Origin of the sequence: Streptomyces coeruleoprunus (assembly GCF_039542925.1) — a bacterium.
GTDB classification, from domain to species: domain Bacteria; phylum Actinomycetota; class Actinomycetes; order Streptomycetales; family Streptomycetaceae; genus Streptomyces; species Streptomyces coeruleoprunus.
Genome location: NZ_BAABIT010000001.1, coordinates 5,276,107 through 5,292,368 on the forward strand (window position 1 = coordinate 5,276,107; position 16,262 = coordinate 5,292,368).

Here is a 16,262-nt window from a genome sequence, read left to right on the forward strand (position 1 = left end):
GGGAAAACCCGCCGGACGTGGCTCAGGTGGCAGCCAGCTCCTTGCCGTACCAGATCTCCATGTACGGGCCTTCGCAGTACGCGGGGATCTCGGCGTAGCCGTGACGGGTGTACAGCGCGCGGGCCTCCACCAGGTCCAGCCGGGTGTTGAGGACCATGCGCCGGGCGCCCAGCTCCAGCGCCGCCGCCTCCAGCGCGGCCAGCAGCAGCGGAGCACCGCCCGTGCCGCGGAACGCGTGCCGCACGAAGACCCGGGTCAGCTCCGCCCGCTCGGCGTCCAGCAGCAGGACACCGCCGCACGCGGCCGGCTTGCCGTCGAACCTGCCGACCAGGAACTGCCCGGTGGGCGGGGTCAGAGCCTCGACGCCGTCGTGGGCGAGGCCCTCGTCGATCTCGGCCGCCGTCGCCGGGCGCCGCCAATACCGGCTGGCGACGTCGTCGTAGTAGTCGCGGCGCAGCGCCGTGGCGTCGGCCATGTCGTACCGCTCCGGGCGTATGTCCCAGTTCGCCGGCATGGCCTCAGGACACCACCCGGGCGATGAGGAGGCCGTCGTAGCCCTTCACGCCGACCGTCTGGACCGCCGTGCCGTCCAGCCGAGGGTCACGCGCGACCAGGTCGAACAGCTCGCGGGTCGCGAGGATCGCCTCGTCCGTGCTGTTCTCGTCGGCGATCGCGCCGCCGCGCACCACGTTGTCGACGACGATGACGCTGCCGGGCCGGGTCAGCTTCAGCGCCCACTCCACGTAGCGCGGGTTGTTGCGCTTGTCCGCGTCGATGAAGACCAGGTCGAAGGGGGCCACGCCCTCCTCGGCGATCCGCGGCAGGCTGTCCAGCGCCGCGCCCGTGCGCACCTCGGCCACCGCGTCGAGGCCCGCCCGCGCGAGGTTGCCGCGCGCCACGTCCGCGTGCGCCGGGTCGTACTCCAGGGAGATCAGCCTGCCGTCCTTCGGCAGGGCTCTGGCCAGCCAGATCGTGCTGTAGCCGCCGAGCGTGCCGATCTCCAGGACGGTGCGCGCCCCCTGGATGCGGGCCAGCAGGTGCAGCAGCTTGCCCTGGTTGGGGGCGACGGCGATCCGCGGCAGTCCGGCGGCGTCGCTGTCGTCGAGCGCGGCGGTCAGCGCCTCGTCGGCGGGGGCGAGCATCTGCGTGAGGTAGTCGTCGACGTCGTTCCAGCGGCTCTGGGGGTCCTGTGGATGAGTCATGGTCAGGAACGTAGCCCACACGGGGCCTTACCGGGGCTCGTGGCGGACGGGCAGTTCCTTGATGCCGTTGATCCAGGCGGACCGCAGGCGGCGGGGCTCGCCGGCCGGCCGCAGGTCGGGCAGCGCGTCGGCGATCGCCTGGAAGATCAGGTCGATCTCCAGCACGGCGAGCGACTTGCCGAGGCAGAAGTGCGGACCACCGCCGCCGAAGCCCAGGTGCGGGTTGGGGTCGCGGGTGATGTCGAACCGGCCGGGGCCGTCGAACACCTCCGGGTCGTGGTTGGCGGACGAGTAGAAGATGCCGACGCGGTCGCCCGCGGAGATCTTCTGCCCGCCCAGCTCCACGTCACGGGTCGCGGTCCGCTGGAAGGACACCACCGGGGTCGCCCAGCGCACGATCTCCTCGGCCGCCGTCGCCGGGCGCTCCCTCTTGTACAGCTCCCACTGGTCGGGGTGGGTGAGGAAGGCGTGCATGCCGTGGCTGATGGCGTTGCGGGTGGTCTCGTTGCCGGCCACCGCCAGCAGGATCACGAAGAAGCCGAACTCGTCGTTGGAGAGGTTCCCCTGGTCCTCCGCCGCCACCAGCCGGCTCACGATGTCCTGCGCGGGGCACTCCTTGCGGGCGGCGGCCAGGTTCATCGCGTACGCCACGATCTCCATGGCGGCCTCGGTGCTGACCTCCTCGGTCAGGGCGTACTCCGGATCGTCGTACGCGGCCATCTTGTTGGACCAGTCGAAGATCCGCGCCCGGTCCTCCTGCGGGACGCCGACCAGCTCGGCGATGGCCTGGAGGGGCAGCTCGACGGCGATGCGCGTGACGAAGTCGAACGTGCCGCCGCGGGCCCCGGCCTCGGCCGCGGCCGCCTCGACGATGGCGCGTGCCCGGGTGCGCAGGGCGCCCTCCAGGGACCGTATCGCCCGTGGGGTGAAGCCGCGCTGGACGATCTGGCGGACCCGGGTGTGCTCGGGCGGGTCCATGTTCAGCATGATCAGCCGCTGGGCGTCGATCTGGTCGCGGTGGATGGACTCGTTGAACCGGATGATCGCCGTGTTGGTGTACGAGGAGAACAGCTCCGGGTGCGTCGAGACGTACTTGACGTCGGCGTGCCGGGTCACCGCCCAGTAGCCCTCGTCGTCGAACCCGGCGATCCCGCGCTGCTGCGGCACCCACCGCACGGGAGCGGTGCGGCGCGCCTCGGCGAACTCCGGGAGGGGGACGCGGGACCGGAGGAGGTCGGGGTCCGTGAAGTCGAATCCCGGGGGGAGGTGGGGGCAGGACATCGGCGGCCCTCCGCATCTGACGTGTCCGGCCGGTCGCAGGCCGGCCGGGGATGATCTGACGGACCATCAGAATGTCTCGGCACCGTAGTGACGCCTCCCGCAAGTGGCAAGAGCCTTGCGTACCCGGGGTAGCACCTCCCAGACTGAGGGTTCACTAGAACGCGTACCAGTTCCGGTTTCCCCCATCCCCCCGCCCGGGCGCCGGGACGCCCCGCGGGAGCCAGGAGAGGACGCAGCTTCATGGCCGCGGAACCCGTCATCGTCGAAGCCGTACGCACCCCCATCGGCAAGCGCGGCGGCGCGCTCGCCAATCTGCACCCGGCCTATCTGCTGGGCGAGACCTACCGCGAACTCCTCGGCCGCGCGGGCATCCCCGCCGACTGCGTCGAGCAGATCGTCGGCGGCACCGTCACCCACGCCGGCGAACAGTCCATGAACCCCGCCCGCACCGCCTGGCTCGCCATGGGCCTGCCCTACGAGACGGCCGCCACCACCGTCGACTGCCAGTGCGGCTCCTCCCAGCAGGCCGCCCACATGGTCGCCAACATGATCTCCTCGGGCGTCATCGACATCGGCATCAGCTGCGGCGTCGAGGCCATGTCCCGCGTACCGCTCGGCAGCGGCTCCAAGCACGGCCCCGGCAAACCGTTCCCCGACGAGTGGAACGTCGACCTGCCCAACCAGTTCCAGGCCGCCGAGCGGATCGCCCGCCACCGCGGCCTCACCCGCGAACGCGTCGACACGCTCGGCCTGCTCTCCCAGCAGCGCGCCGCCACCGCCTGGGCCGAGGAACGCTTCAAACGCGAGACCTTCGCCGTGCAGGTCCCCACCGACGAGGCCGAACAGGCCGCCGGACAGGGCATGTGGCGGCTCGTGGACCGCGACGAGGGGCTGCGGGACACGTCCATGGAAGCCCTCGCCGGGCTGAAGCCCGTCATGCCCACCGCCGTCCACACCGCCGGCAACTCCTCGCAGATCTCCGACGGCGCAGCCGCCCTCATGTGGGCGTCCCGGCGGATGGCCCGCGCCCTCAAGCTCAGGCCGCGCGCCCGGATCGTCGCCCAGGCCCTCGTGGGCGCCGACCCGCACTTCCACCTCGACGGGCCCGTCGACGCCACCCGGGCGGTCCTCGGCAAGGCGGGGATGTCGCTGCGCGACATCGACCTCGTCGAGGTCAACGAGGCGTTCGGGGTGGTCGTCCTCAGCTGGGCGCAGGTCTTCGACCAGGACCTCGACAAGGTCAACGTCAACGGCGGCGCCATCGCGCTCGGCCACCCCGTGGGCGCGACGGGCGCCCGGCTCCTCACCACCGCGCTGCACGAACTGGAGCGGCGCGACCAGGAATTCGCCCTGATCACGATGTGCGCGGGCGGCGCGCAGGCGACGGGGACCATCATCCAGCGGCTGTAGCCGGGGCGTTCGCGCCTGCGGGTACGGGCCCGGGTACGGGGAAGGCCCCGGTGAGTTCCCTCACCGGGGCCTTCGCGACAAAGGGGCTGGCTCAGTACCAGTGGTTGGCCTGCCAGAACTGCCAGGCGCCGCACGGGCTGCCGTAGCGCTCGTTCATGTAGTCCAGACCCCACTCGATCTGGGTGGCCGGGTTGGTCTTCCAGTCCGAACCCGCCGACGCCATCTTCGAGGCCGGCAGGGCCTGGACCAGGCCGTACGCACCGGACGAGGCGTTCGTGGCGGTGTGGTCCCAGCCCGACTCGTGCTCAACGATCTTGCTGAAGCACTGGTACTGGCCCGCGGGGACCATCTTCTTGGCGATGGCCTGCGCGGAGGGGCTGGCGGCCGAAGCCGGGGCCGTCGCGCCGATCACCGCACCCGAGGCGCCGAGCAGCACGGCTGCGGCGGCGACGGCGGACTTGTTGCGGGCGGAGAGACGGCTGGCGATGGAGCGGAACACGTAAGAGACCTCACGTCGGGGACAGGGCTGTCGCAGGCATGCCGGAACCAAGGCCGGGGGACACCCGGTGTCTCGGGGAGGGCTTGCCATGGGCGCTTCGGAGGGACCGCGAGACGGTCTCGCTTCCGTCGCTGCCCGGCGACGTCATCCAGACAAGCAGGCCGGGCGGGCCGGTGCAACGCCCCCCAGTACGAGGCGCGGCCGGAGACCAGGGCCCCGACGGCCGCTCGCCGCGGGGCGAGCAGTGCAGGTCGGTACGGGAAGACCGCACCGGCCCGCAGGGCTACGACGCCCCTTCGTATGTGATCTGGGTCGCGTGGGGCGCCTCACCCTGAAACACCCCTAATGAGGCTTTTCGGCGCCTTCGAATGTGACCTGGGCCTCGAAGGAAGCCCGTCGAGTCGCACGCCGGAGCGCCTTCAGAACCGTCGATCCGATGGCCAGGGTCAGCACCACCGTCAGGGCCGCCCGCCCCGCGTCCCACCCCAGCGACGTCGCCGCGCAGTACGCCGCGAACCGCACCAGGTTCTCGTGGACCGGATCGCCCGGCTGGAACGAGACCCCGCCGCCCAGCCCCTGCAGCGTCACCCAGCCCTGGAGGTTCATGACCGTCCCGTACGCGAACGCCGCCACCGCCCCGTACGCCGCCAGCATCAGCAGCTCGCCCCGGCCCCGCAGCCGCTCCGGGCCCGGCAGCAGCCCGGCACCCAGCGCGAACCAGCCCATCGCCAGCATCTGGAACGGCATCCACGGCCCCACCCCGCCCGTCAGCAGCGCAGAGGCGAAGATCGTCACCGCGCCCAGCACGAACCCGAAGCCCGGCCCCAGCACCCGGCCGCTCAGCAGCAGCAGGAAGAACATCGGCTCCAGGCCCGCCGTCCCCGCGCCCAGCGGCCGCAGCGCCGCGCCCACCGCCGCCAGCACGCCCAGCATCGCCACCGCCTTGGCGTCCATGCCGCAGTCCGCGATCGCCGCCACCACCACCGCGATCAGCAGCGGCAGCAGCGCCGCCAGCAGCCAGGGAGCGTCCTGCGTGTGGGAGAGGTTCGCCCGCGTCACCTCGGCGTCCGCGAGCAGCGGCCAGCCGAACGCGACCACGCCGATCGCGGTGATCAGCCCGAGCGCCGCCACGGAACGCGGCCCCAGCCGCACGGGGCGTGCCGTCACAGCGCCGCCTCCACCTGCGCCACGGTCAGCCACGGCCGCGGCGCCAGGATCTTCGCGACCTGCGGGGCGAACGCCGGCGACGACACCACCACCTCGTGCGTCGGCCCGTCCGCCACGACCTCGCCGTCCGCGAGGATCACCACCCGGTGCGCCAGCTCCGCCGCCAGCTCCACGTCGTGCGTCGCCAGAAGGATGCCGTGCCCCTCCGCGGCCAGCCCGCGCAGCACACCGACGAGCCGGGCCTTCGCCGCGTAGTCCAGGCCCCGCGTCGGCTCGTCGAGCAGCAGCAGCGGCGGCCGCGCGGTCAGGACGACGGCCAGGGCCAGGGCCAGGCGCTGCCCCTCGGACAGGTCCCTCGGGTGCGTGTCGTCCGGTACGCCGGGAAGCAGCTCCGCCACCAGGTCCCGGCACGTTCCCGGCGCGGCGCCCGCGTCGGCGTCGGCCGCCGCGCACTCGGCGGCCACCGTGTCCGCGTACAGCAGATCGCGCGGCTCCTGGGGTACGAGGCCCACCTCGCGCACCAGGTCCCGCGGCGCGGTGCGGTGCGGGGTGCGGCCGCCGACCTCGACGCGGCCGGAGGCGGGCTCGACCAGGCCGGTCAGAGCGGCGAGCAGGGTGGACTTGCCGGCGCCGTTGCGGCCCATGAGGGCGACGGTCTGGCCCGCCGTGACGGTCAGGTCGATGCGGCGCAGCGCCTCGATCCGGCCCCGCCGCACCGCCAGGCCGGCCGCCCGCACTCGCTCCGCCGGCACCGGCTGTGCCCCATCCAGGTGCTCCCGCGCCGGTTCCGCCCCCGCCAGGCGCTCCCGCAGGGGTGCCGCCCGGCGGCGGGCGTCGCGCACCGTCAGCGGCGGCGGCGTCCAGCCCGCCACGCGGGCCAGGGCGACCACCGGCGGGTGCACCGGCGAGACCTCCATCACCTCGGCCGGCGGCCCCACGAGCACCGGCGCCCCCGGCGCCCGCAGCAGCGCGACCCGGTCCGCGTACTGGACCACCCGCTCCAGGCGGTGCTCGGCCATCAGGACCGTGGTGCCCAGATCGTGGACCAGGCGCTGCAGCACCGCCAGGACCTCCTCGGCGGCGGCCGGGTCCAGCGCGGACGTCGGCTCGTCCAGCACGAGGACCTTGGGATGCGGGGTGAGCACCGAGCCGATGGCGACGCGCTGCCGCTGGCCGCCGGACAGGGTGGCGATGGGCCGGTCCCGCAGGCCGGCGAGGCCCAGCAGGTCCAGGGTCTCCTCGACGCGCCGCCGCATCACCGCGGGCGCCAGCCCCAGCGACTCCATGCCGTACGCCAGCTCGTCCTCGACGGTGTCGGTGACGAAGTGGGCCAGCGGGTCCTGGCCGACGGTGCCGACGACATCGGCCAGTTCACGCGGCCGGTGCGTGCGCGTGTCCCGCCCGTCGACGGTGACCCGGCCGCGCAGCGTCCCGCCCGTGAAGTGCGGGACGAGCCCCGACACCGCGCTCAGCAGGGTCGACTTGCCGACGCCGGACGGGCCGACCAGCAGGACCAGCTCCCCTTCCGGGACGGTCAGGTCGACGTTCTCCACGATGGGCGCCGCGGCACCCTCGTACGTCACCGACACGTTCTCGAACCGGATCACCACGACTCCTTCGGCACGGGGGCCACGAACGCGGGCACCAGGCCCACCAGCACGGACAGCGCGGGCCACACGGGCAGCGCGGGCGTCACCAGCGGCGTGACGCCCGGGCGCAGCGCCTCGGGGGAGTGGCCGGACGCCATGATCATCAGGGCCGCCACGGCCACCCCGGACCCGGCGACCAGCAGGCTCCGCGGCCCCCACCGGTCGGGCCGGTAGCGGGTGCGCGGCGAACGGCGCCCGCCCAGCCACAGCCCGGCCACGGCCGCCACCAGCCCGGCGGCCACCAGCGGCAGCCCGTACCGGGCGCCCTCCGCCGTGAGCAGCCCGTACGCACCGGCGCAGATGCCCAGCAGCCCGCCCAGCGTGAGGACCGTCGTGGTGCGCCGCACTCCGGCCGGTACCGCCGCCGTGCGCCCGTAGCCGCGCGCGTCCATCGACGCGGCGAGCGCGACGGACCGCTCCAGTGCGCCCTCCAGCACTGGCAGGCCGATCTGGAGGACCGCCTTCACGCCGCCCGTCGGGCGCCCGCGCAGCCGCCGCACCGTCCGCAGCCGCGCCACGTCGGCGACCATGTTCGGCGCGAACGTCATCGCCACGACCACGGCGACCCCCACCTCGTACAGCGCGCCCGGCAGCGACTTCAGCAGCCGCGCCGGGTTGGCGAGCGCGTTGGCCGCGCCCACGCAGATCAGCAGCGTCGCCAGCTTCGCCCCGTCGTACAGCGCGAACACCAGCTGCTCGGCGGTGACCCGGCCGCCGATCCGGATGCCCTGCGCCCAGTCGGGCAGCGGCACCTCGGGCAGTGTGACCAGCACGTGCGTGCCGGGGATGGGCGAGCCGAGCAGCGTGGAGAACACCAGCCGGATCACGACGACCGCGAGGCCCAGCTTCACGAACGCCCCGTAGGAGCGGGCCCAGGGCGCGTCGGTGCGCCGCGCGGCCACCACGTATCCGGCGACGCCGACGAGCAGGCCGAGGAGCAGGGGGTTGGTGGTGCGGGACGCGGCGACGGCGAGCCCCAGGGCCCACAGCCACCACGCGCCCGCGTGCACGGCGTTGGAGCGGTGCGCCTCGGGAGCGCGCAGGGTCATCGCCGCCTCACCGGCGGCGCCGGCGGGCCTGTGCGACGGCGGCGGCGCCCAGGGCGAGGACGGCGGCCAGACCGGCGACGAGCCCGAGGGACGGCCCTTCGTCCGCCCGCGGCGCGCCGTCGCGGTCCGTCGCGGGAGCCGATGTCCGCGGCTTCGGGTCCTGTGCCGCGACCTGCTCGCCGCAGCCCTCGGCCGGGTAGCCGGCGATGGCGCACAGCAGCGCCTGGTTGTTGTAGCGCAGGGGCGCGGCGACCGCCGCCAGGGCCTCCGCGCCGGTGGCCTCGGGCCGGACCTGGGCGCACGCGGTGCGCGGGGCGGGCGGGGTCTCGCCGTCCGGGGCGTCGGCGGGTGTGCCGAAGTCGATGACGAGCGCGACCCGCTTGGTGCCCTCCTCGGCGGGGGTGCCCGCGCAGATCGCGGCGAAGTCGGGGGCCTCGCGCGGGCGGTCGGCGTCCTGGCTGTCGGCGCTGACCGCGAACCGGTAGCCGTGGACGTCGCCGTCGGCGGGCCGGGCGGTGGCGGGACCCTGTGTGGCGTACGCCCAGGCGGTGCCCTTGCCGCCGCCCTCCCAGAACGACCAGTAGCGGTAGCCGGCGGCGTGCGCGGGGCCCGCGCCGAGGAGGCTCAGCGCGGCGGCCGCCGCGACGACGAGCGGCAGGACGCGTGGCGTACGGGTCACGGCTTCGGCTTCCGCGTGCGGCCGTTGAGGAGGAAGCCGATGCCCATGCCGGCGACGAGGAGGACGCCGACGATCAGCCAGACGCCGAAGCCGGACTCCTCGTGCTTCTCCGCCTCCTCCCGGGCGCGGGACTCCGGCGTGGACGCCGGCTCCGGGCCGGTCGCTTCGAGCTGCCGCACGAGGTCCGTGCCGCCGAAGTCGCGGGCGTCCGCGCCCGCCGTGTGCGCGGCGAGGATCAGCTGCGCGTACGCGGCGGGGCCGCCCTCCTTGGCCCAGGCGGGGCCGTTGGCGCGCAGCCACGCGACGGCGCCCGCGGCCTCCTCGCCGTGGCCGGCGGCACCGAGGGCGATGACGGCGTCGGCGGTGTTGCCGACGTCGGGCTGGTCGGCGGGGGCGGTCGCGCCCGGCATGGGCGGCAGATTCAGGTGGCCCGTCTTCGCCAGCGCGGCGGCCAGGTGGGCGGCGCCGTTGCGCGCGGCCCGCTCGGCGGTCGGCTTGGCCGCGGTCTCGCAGGTGGGCTTCTGCTGCGGGGTCACGCCCTTCACCAGCAGGTGCTTGCCGAGCCCGGCGAGCACGGCCGCGGCCGTGGCGTCGTCGTTGGCGACGAGCGTGCCGTCCTTGGCGGGCTGGTAGGCGAAGGCACCGCCGCCGCTCTTGGCGTCGCAGGGCAGCGCGAAGGTGAGGAGCGCGTCGTACGGGGACTTGCCGCTGGCGGACCGCACCGTGCCGGGCTCCTGGCCTATGGCGGCGAGCGCGCTGACGACGAGGGAGGTGGAGTTGGCGTCGCTGGGGGAGCCGGGGTTGTAGCCCCAGCCGCCGTCGTGGTTCTGCGCGCCCTTCAGCCAGCGGGCGGCCCGCTCCATGGCCTGTGGCACCCGCTCCTCGTGGCTGTCGACGCCGTCGAGGGCCTGGAGGGCGACGGCGGTGGCGTTGGTGTCCAGCGGGGTCGCGGCAGCACAGGGCTTCGTGGCGTCCGCGCGGTACGCGGTGAAGCCGCCGTTGTCGCACTGCTGGCCCAGGAGCCAGCCGACGGCCTCGGGCGCCGGCTCGACGCCGGACACCTGCTGCGCCATGAAGGCGAGCGACTGCCGCCAGACGCCGTCGTAGGTGGGGTCCTTCGTGCCGTACAGCCCGGCCGGGAGCTTCGGTGCGGGGCCGGGCGACGGGGCCGCGGAGGCGGCGGGGGCGAGTGCGCCGGCGATGCCCGTGCCCAGCACGGCGACGGCGGCGAGCGCCGCGGCGCGGCGGCGGACGGTGGTCATGGCGGTGGCCTCCCTGGCGCCGGGCGCGGCGCACGGGGGGCACCAGGCTCGGCTCCGTATTCCTCGACGGTGCCGGTCACCGGCGGGCTGCCGGTGACGCGAGCCGGTCACGACCCGGTACGGGGCAGTCCGGCTCACCACGGGTCTGTGGCTGACGGTTGCGGGTCAGCGCCGGATTTGCACCGGCTTCCCCCCGTACGGGCATGAAGCGACGCCGACACTCTACCCGTGGGTCACCAGGCTGATTTCAGCCCGTCCGGCGTTTGAGGACGAGCGCCGGAGGCGGGATGCGGGGGGCTGGGGCAGAGCCCCCGGTTCCGGGAGGGGGCGGGGGAGAGGTCCGCCCCCGCCCGGCAGCCGTCAGGCCGCGCGGTACGCGACGGGGCCGGCACCGGGGACGGGCTCGGCGCGGCCGCGCTTCACCAGGTGCCGCAGGTGCGCCTCCGCCTCGGCGACGGCGATGGTGCGCGAGCCGTACGGGATCTCGTCCCAGGGGCGGTTCCACTCCATGCGCTCGGCGAGCTCCCACGGGGTGAGCGGTGTCGTGAGCAGCGCGTGCAGCGCGGCCAGCCGGGACTCGTGGTGGGCGAGCAGCTCCCGCACGCGGGCGGCGGCGCCGGCGAACGCGTGCTGGTGCGCCGGGAGGACCTCGGCGACGCCGAGGCGGCCGATGCGCTCCAGCGAGTCGAGGTAGTCGCCGAGGGGGTCGGTGACCGTGGTGTCCTCCGGGTCCTCGTACAGCCCGATGTGCGGGGTGATGCCCGGCAGCAGGTGGTCCCCCGAGAACAGCCGTCCGCCGCCCGGGAGTCCGGCCGGGTGCTCCTCCTCCAGGTGCAGGCAGACGTGGCCCGGGGTGTGGCCGGGCGTCCAGACGGCGCGCAGCCTGCGGCCCGGCAGGTCCAGCAGTTCGCCGGGGACGATGTCCCGGTCGGGCAGCGCGGGGCGCAGGCCGGGCAGGTCGCCGCCCCGGCCGGTGGCGGCGGCCTGCCGCAGGGGCGCGGTGTGGGCGTCCGGTGCGCCGGCCGCGGCCAGCTTGTCGGCCAGGTAGCGGAGCCACGAAGTCGGCGGGGCGGTCCGGGTGCGGCGTACGACGGCGGTGTCGGCGGGGTGCAGGGCGATCCAGGCGCCGGACGCCTCGCGGACGCGGCCGGACAGGCCGTGGTGGTCCGGGTGGTGGTGGGTGACGACGACGCCGTGGACGTCGGCGACGCGGGTGCCGAGCGCGGCGAGCCCGGCGGTCAGGGCGTCCCAGGAGGCGGGGTCGTCCCAGCCGGCGTCGATCAGGACCGGGCCGCGGTCGGTGTCGACGACGTGGACGAGGGTGTGGCCGAGCGGATTGTCCGGGATGGGCACGGCCACGCTCCACACGCCGCCGCCGTGATCGGTCGTCGTCATCCTGATCTCCCCCCGCAGGAGCGGCAGTTCGCGGCCGTTGCCCACTATAACGAGAACTGGTATCAGTTCTGAAACACCGTCAGAAAATCGGGAGGCGGTCCTCATGGCGGGACTGGTGGAGCACCGGCAGCTGTTCATCGGCGGGCAGTGGACCGATCCCCTCGGCGAGGACGTCATCGACGTCGTCTCGCCGCACACCGAGGAGGTCGTCGGCCGCGTCCCGCACGCCTCCCGCGCCGACGTCGACCGGGCGGTCGCCGCCGCCCGCCGCGCCTTCGACGACGGCCCGTGGCCCCGCATGAGCCTGGACGAGCGCATCGCCGTCGTCGGCCGGATCAAGGACGCGATCGCCGTACGGCACGAGGAGATCGCCCGCACGATCAGCACGCAGAACGGCTCCCCGTACGCGTGGAGCGTCCTCGCCCAGGCCCTCGGCGCGATGATGGTGTGGGAGGCGGCGATCACCGTGGCCCGCGACTTCCCGTACGAGGAGCGGCGCTCCGGCGTCCTCGGACCGATCCTGGTCCGCCGCGAACCGGCCGGCGTGGTCGCCGCCGTCGTGCCGTGGAACGTCCCGCAGTTCACGGCCGCCGCCAAGCTGGCCCCCGCGCTGCTCGCCGGGTGCACGGCCGTGCTGAAGCCGGCGCCGGAGACCCCGCTCGACGCGTACCTCCTCGCGGAGATCGCCCGGGACGCCGGGCTGCCCGAGGGCGTCCTCTCCATCCTCCCGGCCGGCCGGGAGACCGGCGAGTACCTGGTCGGCCACCCGGGCGTCGACAAGGTGTCCTTCACCGGCTCGGTCGCGGCGGGCAAACGCGTCATGGAGGTCGCCTCCCGCCACCTCACCCGCGTGACCCTGGAACTGGGCGGCAAGTCGGCGGCGGTGATCCTGCCGGACGCCGACCTCGACGCGGCCGTCGCCGGGATCGTCCCCGCGGCGTGGATGAACAACGGCCAGGCCTGCGTCGCCCAGACCCGCATCCTCGCCCCGCGCTCCCGCTACGACGAGTTCGCCGAGGCGTTCACGGCGGCGGCGTCCGCACTGGTCGTCGGCGACCCGCTGGACCCGGCGACCCAGGTCGGCCCGCTGGTCGCCGAGCGCCAGCGGCGCCGCTCGCTCGACTACATCCGCACCGGGCAGGAGGAGGGCGCCAAGCTCCTCACCGGCGGTGGCCGCCCACCGGCCCTGGAGCGCGGCTGGTACGTGGAGCCCACCCTCTTCGGCGACGTCCGCAACGGGATGCGCGTCGCCCGCGAGGAGATCTTCGGCCCGGTGATCTGCCTCCTCCCGTACGACGACGAGGCCGAGGCGCTCGCGATCGCCGACGACTCCGAGTACGGGCTGAGCGGCAGCGTCTGGACGGCCGACACCGAGCGCGGCATCGACTTCGCCCGCCGCGTGCGGACCGGCACGTTCAACGTCAACACCTTCAGCCTGGACATGCTCGGCCCGTTCGGCGGCTACAAGAACTCCGGCCTGGGCCGGGAGTTCGGCCCCGAGGGGTACGCCGCCTACCTGGAGCACAAGATGATCCACCTGCCGGCCGGGCACGGGGCGGAGGAGGAGTGAGCGGGGAGCGCTGGCACGTCGAGGTCGACCGGAGCGTGTGCATCGGCTCGGGCATGTGCACCGGCCACGCCCCGCACGCCTTCCGCCTCGACCCGGCCCGCCAGTCCCACCCCCGGAGCGCCGACGCGTCCCCCGACGACGCGGTCCTGGCGGCGGCGGAGAACTGCCCGGTGGAGGCGATCGCCATCACACTCCACGGCACGGGCGAGACGGTGTTCCCGCCCGACGAGTGACGCCGTCGGGCGGGACCGCGCTACTGCCAGGAGGCCAGGGCCCGGGCGACTGCCCGCAGGTCCGCCTCCTGGGAGCGGATGGCGCCGGCCAGAGCGTGCACCTGCTCGGGCTTGGGATCCACCGGCTGCTCGGACGCATCCAGATACAGCGCGGTGCAGGCCCAACCGATCACCGCGTTGTAGTCGGCGAAAGGCCGTAGCAGCAACGCCGTATGGAAGAACGTGGCCGCACGGGCGGCCGGTTCCTCGTAATAGAGCTGGCCATGGGGCTGCTCGTAGAGATGGCGGCCGGCCATCAGATTGAGGGCACCCCAGTCGGCGATGGGCGTGTTGAGGGGGGACACGCGAGTCTGGACGTCGAGGACCCATCCCGCGTCGACGCGGATGATGTGGTTCAACGCTGCCCCTCGGGCATGTCCTTGAAAACGTCCAGTGCCCAGGCGACCGTCTCGTCCGCGTTCCTGAGGAACGCCGCGCGCTGCGCGTCCGCGACGATTATGTCGTGGGCGTGCGCGCGCATCGACTTGCCGAGCGAGGCGGCGTGCGCCTTTGCCTCGGCCAGCTCTTCCTCGGTGAACTCCACTGTGATCATCGGCATGACATCGATGCTAGCAACGGTGAAATCGTTGGTGATGGCATCGGTCAAGCGTGCATTGACGCCTGGTGGCCGTCCGGCCGGCTCAGACGCTTGTCCATGCGTACGATGATCACTCGATCAGGCGGCACGCCGTTTCGATGTCGACCCTGACCTGGGCGATCGACGCCCGCCCGGACAGCCAGGTGATGAGCGCCGAATGCCAGGTGTGCTCGATCACCCGTACCGCCGAGAGCTGCTCCGGCGTCGGGTGCTCCAGGCCCATCGCGTCCAGGATGATCGCCGTCGTCTGCCGCGACACCGTGTCCACCTCGGCGCTCACGCTGCGGTCGGCGAACGTCAGCGCCCTGACCATCGCGTCCGCGAGCTGCGGCTCGCGCTGGAGGCTGCGGAAGGCGCGCATCAGCGTCTCGGCGACCCGTTCCGCCGCCGTCTCGCCGGCCGGCGGCCGCTTGCGCAGCGTCGTGTGGAGCCGGTCCAGCTGGTCCTGCATCGTCGCGACGAGCAGGTGGATCTTGGAGGGGAAGTAGCGGTACAGCGTGCCCAGCGCCACCTCGGCCGCCTCCGCGACCTCCCTCATCTGGACCGCGTCGAACCCGCCCCGGCCGGCCAGCTCGGCGCTGGCGTGCAGGATGCGGCGACGGCGTGCCTCCTGCCGTTCGGTCAGGGGCGGAGCCGCCGGCCTGCCTTCCACTGTCATAGGTCCCCGTCGTGACGCGTGCCGTACCGGTGGTGCGCGACAGTATGGCCGGGCCCCCGCCGTGGCGCGAATCACCTGATCCAGCCCTTACAGCGGCGCTACCTGCCGGTAGATTCGAAGCTCTTGAACGATCAAGAACGATCAAGTCTGGAACTTGTTCTAGATTAGCGCGACCGGTTACGCTCCGCCGAAACGTAAGCCGAAGGGGGCCGCGAGTGACCGCAGAGGCCATGGAGGCAAGCCCCCGCGTGGGGCCGGCGGCCGCCGACGGAGACCGTCCGCTGCGCATCGCGCTCCTCACCTACAAGGGCAACCCCTTCTGCGGCGGCCAGGGCGTCTACGTGCGCCACCTCTCCCGCGAGCTGGCCCGCCTCGGCCACCGCGTCGAGGTCATCGGCTCCCAGCCCTACCCGGTCCTCGACACCGTCGGCGACGGCGTCACCCTCACCGAGCTGCCCAGCCTCGACCTCTACCGCCAGCCCGACCCGTTCCGCACCCCGAAGCGCGACGAGTACCGCGACTGGATCGACGCCCTGGAGGTCGCCACCATGTGGACCGGCGGCTTCCCCGAGCCGCTGACCTTCTCCCTGCGCGCCCGCCGCCTCCTCGCGGCCCGCCGCGGCGACTTCGACGTCGTCCACGACAACCAGACCCTCGGCTACGGGCTGCTCGCCCCGCTCGGCGCCCCCCTGGTCACCACGATCCACCACCCCATCACCGTCGACCGGCAGCTGGAGCTGGACGCCGCCCAGGACTGGAAGCGCCGCGCCTCCGTCCGCCGCTGGTACGCCTTCACGCGCATGCAGAAGCGCGTCGCGCGCCGCCTGCCCTCCGTCCTCACCGTCTCCGGCTCCTCCCGCCAGGAGATCGTCGACCACCTCGGCGTACGCCCCGACCGCATCAGCGTCGTCCACATCGGCGCCGACACCGACCTGTGGTCGCCCGACCCGTCGGTCGCCGAGGTGCCCGGCCGGATCGTCACCACCTCCAGCGCCGACGTCCCCCTCAAGGGTCTCGTCCACCTCGTCGAGGCCCTCGCCAAGCTGCGCACCGAGATCCCCGACGCCCACCTCGTCGTCGTCGGACGGCGCGCCGAGGACGGCCCCGTGGCCCGCACCATCGAGAAGTACGGCCTCGAAGGCGCCGTCGACTTCGTCAAGGGCATCACCGACGCCGAACTCGTCGACCTCGTCCGCAGCGCCCAGGTCGCCTGCGTCCCCTCCCTGTACGAGGGGTTCTCGCTGCCCGCCGCCGAGGCCATGGCCACCGGCACGCCCCTCGTCGCCACGACCGGCGGCGCCATACCCGAGGTCGCCGGACCCGACGGCGAGACCTGCCTGGCCGTCCCGCCCGGCGACGCGGGCGCCCTCGCGACGGCCCTCGCCCGCCTGCTCGGCCCGGGCGGCGAGGAACTGCGCACCCGCCTCGGCGCGGCCGGCCGCGCCCGGGTGCTGGACAGGTTCACCTGGGCCCGCGCGGCCCAGGGCACGGCGGAGCTGTACCGCGCGGCCATCGCCGCCCGCCCGGCGCCCCGCGGGGCCGCCAGGTGAGCCCCGCACCCCTCCCGGTCC

17 protein-coding genes and 1 riboswitch are annotated in these 16,262 nt (G+C 74.0%); of the genes, 4 read left to right on the plus strand and 13 right to left on the minus strand.

Annotation, left to right across the window (positions count from 1 at the left end):
- Positions 1-22: 22 nt before the first annotated feature.
- Genes ABEB09_RS23575 through ABEB09_RS23585 form a run of 3 tightly spaced genes read right to left on the minus strand, consistent with a single transcriptional unit; the run spans position 23 to position 2,483 of the window.
- Complete coding sequence (locus ABEB09_RS23575; RefSeq protein WP_345691899.1) at positions 23-514, minus strand: GNAT family N-acetyltransferase; 492 nt, start codon at positions 512-514, stop codon at positions 23-25.
- 4 nt (positions 515-518) lie between these two features.
- Entirely contained in the window at positions 519-1,202 is a 684-nt protein-coding gene (locus ABEB09_RS23580) for an O-methyltransferase (protein WP_345691900.1), read from the minus strand.
- 27 nt (positions 1,203-1,229) lie between these two features.
- Positions 1,230-2,483: a cytochrome P450 gene (locus ABEB09_RS23585; protein WP_345691901.1), complete on the minus strand. Its 1,254-nt coding sequence runs from the start codon at positions 2,481-2,483 to the stop codon at positions 1,230-1,232.
- A 240-nt stretch (positions 2,484-2,723) separates the two neighbouring features.
- Between ABEB09_RS23585 and ABEB09_RS23590 the strand changes: the two genes are divergently transcribed.
- Positions 2,724-3,893: a steroid 3-ketoacyl-CoA thiolase gene (locus tag ABEB09_RS23590; RefSeq protein ID WP_345691902.1), complete on the plus strand. Its 1,170-nt coding sequence runs from the start codon at positions 2,724-2,726 to the stop codon at positions 3,891-3,893.
- Between the two features lie 91 nt (positions 3,894-3,984).
- Here the strand turns inward: ABEB09_RS23590 and ABEB09_RS23595 are convergent, their stop codons facing one another.
- From ABEB09_RS23595 to ABEB09_RS23625, 7 genes are all read right to left on the minus strand, one after another.
- Entirely contained in the window at positions 3,985-4,392 is a 408-nt protein-coding gene (locus tag ABEB09_RS23595) for an aggregation-promoting factor C-terminal-like domain-containing protein (protein ID WP_345691903.1), read from the minus strand.
- Positions 4,393-4,734: 342 nt separating this feature from the next.
- The gene (locus tag ABEB09_RS23600; RefSeq protein ID WP_380842340.1) at positions 4,735-5,592 is read right to left on the minus strand and encodes an ECF transporter S component; all 858 of its coding nucleotides are present in this window, start codon (positions 5,590-5,592) and stop codon (positions 4,735-4,737) included.
- The gene (locus tag ABEB09_RS23605) at positions 5,556-7,166 is read right to left on the minus strand and encodes an ABC transporter ATP-binding protein (RefSeq protein WP_345691905.1); all 1,611 of its coding nucleotides are present in this window, start codon (positions 7,164-7,166) and stop codon (positions 5,556-5,558) included. Before ABEB09_RS23605 ends, ABEB09_RS23600 begins: the two co-directional genes overlap by 37 nt.
- Positions 7,163-8,257: an energy-coupling factor transporter transmembrane component T gene (locus tag ABEB09_RS23610; protein WP_345691906.1), complete on the minus strand. Its 1,095-nt coding sequence runs from the start codon at positions 8,255-8,257 to the stop codon at positions 7,163-7,165. Before ABEB09_RS23610 ends, ABEB09_RS23605 begins: the two co-directional genes overlap by 4 nt.
- A 7-nt stretch (positions 8,258-8,264) precedes the next feature.
- Positions 8,265-8,936 (minus strand): SCO2322 family protein, encoded by a 672-nt coding sequence (locus ABEB09_RS23615; RefSeq protein WP_345691907.1) that lies wholly within the window; start codon positions 8,934-8,936, stop codon positions 8,265-8,267.
- Entirely contained in the window at positions 8,933-10,198 is a 1,266-nt protein-coding gene (locus ABEB09_RS23620; protein WP_345691908.1) for an SCO2321 family membrane protein, read from the minus strand. The genes ABEB09_RS23615 and ABEB09_RS23620 overlap by 4 nt, the downstream gene beginning before the upstream one ends.
- Positions 10,199-10,319: 121 nt before the next feature.
- Positions 10,320-10,422, minus strand: a riboswitch (cobalamin riboswitch).
- A 136-nt stretch (positions 10,423-10,558) separates the two neighbouring features.
- Positions 10,559-11,593 (minus strand): Strvi_7410 family MBL fold metallo-hydrolase, encoded by a 1,035-nt coding sequence (locus ABEB09_RS23625; protein WP_345691909.1) that lies wholly within the window; start codon positions 11,591-11,593, stop codon positions 10,559-10,561.
- Between the two features lie 103 nt (positions 11,594-11,696).
- Here ABEB09_RS23625 and ABEB09_RS23630 point away from each other — a divergent pair, with 103 nt between their 5' ends.
- Together ABEB09_RS23630 and ABEB09_RS23635 are read left to right on the plus strand one after the other, a co-directional pair.
- Complete coding sequence (locus ABEB09_RS23630; protein WP_345691910.1) at positions 11,697-13,163, plus strand: aldehyde dehydrogenase; 1,467 nt, start codon at positions 11,697-11,699, stop codon at positions 13,161-13,163.
- Positions 13,164-13,216: 53 nt separating this feature from the next.
- Positions 13,217-13,396, plus strand: coding sequence for a ferredoxin (locus ABEB09_RS23635; protein WP_345694061.1), 180 nt, complete (start codon positions 13,217-13,219; stop codon positions 13,394-13,396).
- A 20-nt stretch (positions 13,397-13,416) separates the two neighbouring features.
- Here ABEB09_RS23635 and ABEB09_RS23640 read toward each other — a convergent pair whose 3' ends face one another.
- The 3 genes from ABEB09_RS23640 to ABEB09_RS23650 all read right to left on the minus strand — a co-directional run bounded on the left by ABEB09_RS23640 (position 13,417) and on the right by ABEB09_RS23650 (position 14,691).
- On the minus strand, positions 13,417-13,794 hold the full coding sequence (locus tag ABEB09_RS23640) for a hypothetical protein (protein ID WP_345691911.1): 378 nt from the start codon (positions 13,792-13,794) through the stop codon (positions 13,417-13,419).
- The gene (locus ABEB09_RS23645; RefSeq protein WP_345691912.1) at positions 13,791-14,042 is read right to left on the minus strand and encodes a hypothetical protein; all 252 of its coding nucleotides are present in this window, start codon (positions 14,040-14,042) and stop codon (positions 13,791-13,793) included. The genes ABEB09_RS23640 and ABEB09_RS23645 overlap by 4 nt, the downstream gene beginning before the upstream one ends.
- Before the next feature lie 61 nt (positions 14,043-14,103).
- Positions 14,104-14,691 carry a TetR family transcriptional regulator gene (locus ABEB09_RS23650; RefSeq protein ID WP_345691913.1) on the minus strand — a complete coding sequence of 196 codons (588 nt, stop codon included), beginning with the start codon at positions 14,689-14,691 and terminating at the stop codon, positions 14,104-14,106.
- Between the two features lie 215 nt (positions 14,692-14,906).
- On the opposite strand from ABEB09_RS23650, the gene ABEB09_RS23655 reads away from it, so the two are divergent.
- Positions 14,907-16,241, plus strand: coding sequence for a glycosyltransferase family 4 protein (locus ABEB09_RS23655; RefSeq protein WP_345691914.1), 1,335 nt, complete (start codon positions 14,907-14,909; stop codon positions 16,239-16,241).
- Positions 16,242-16,262 lie beyond the last annotated feature (21 nt).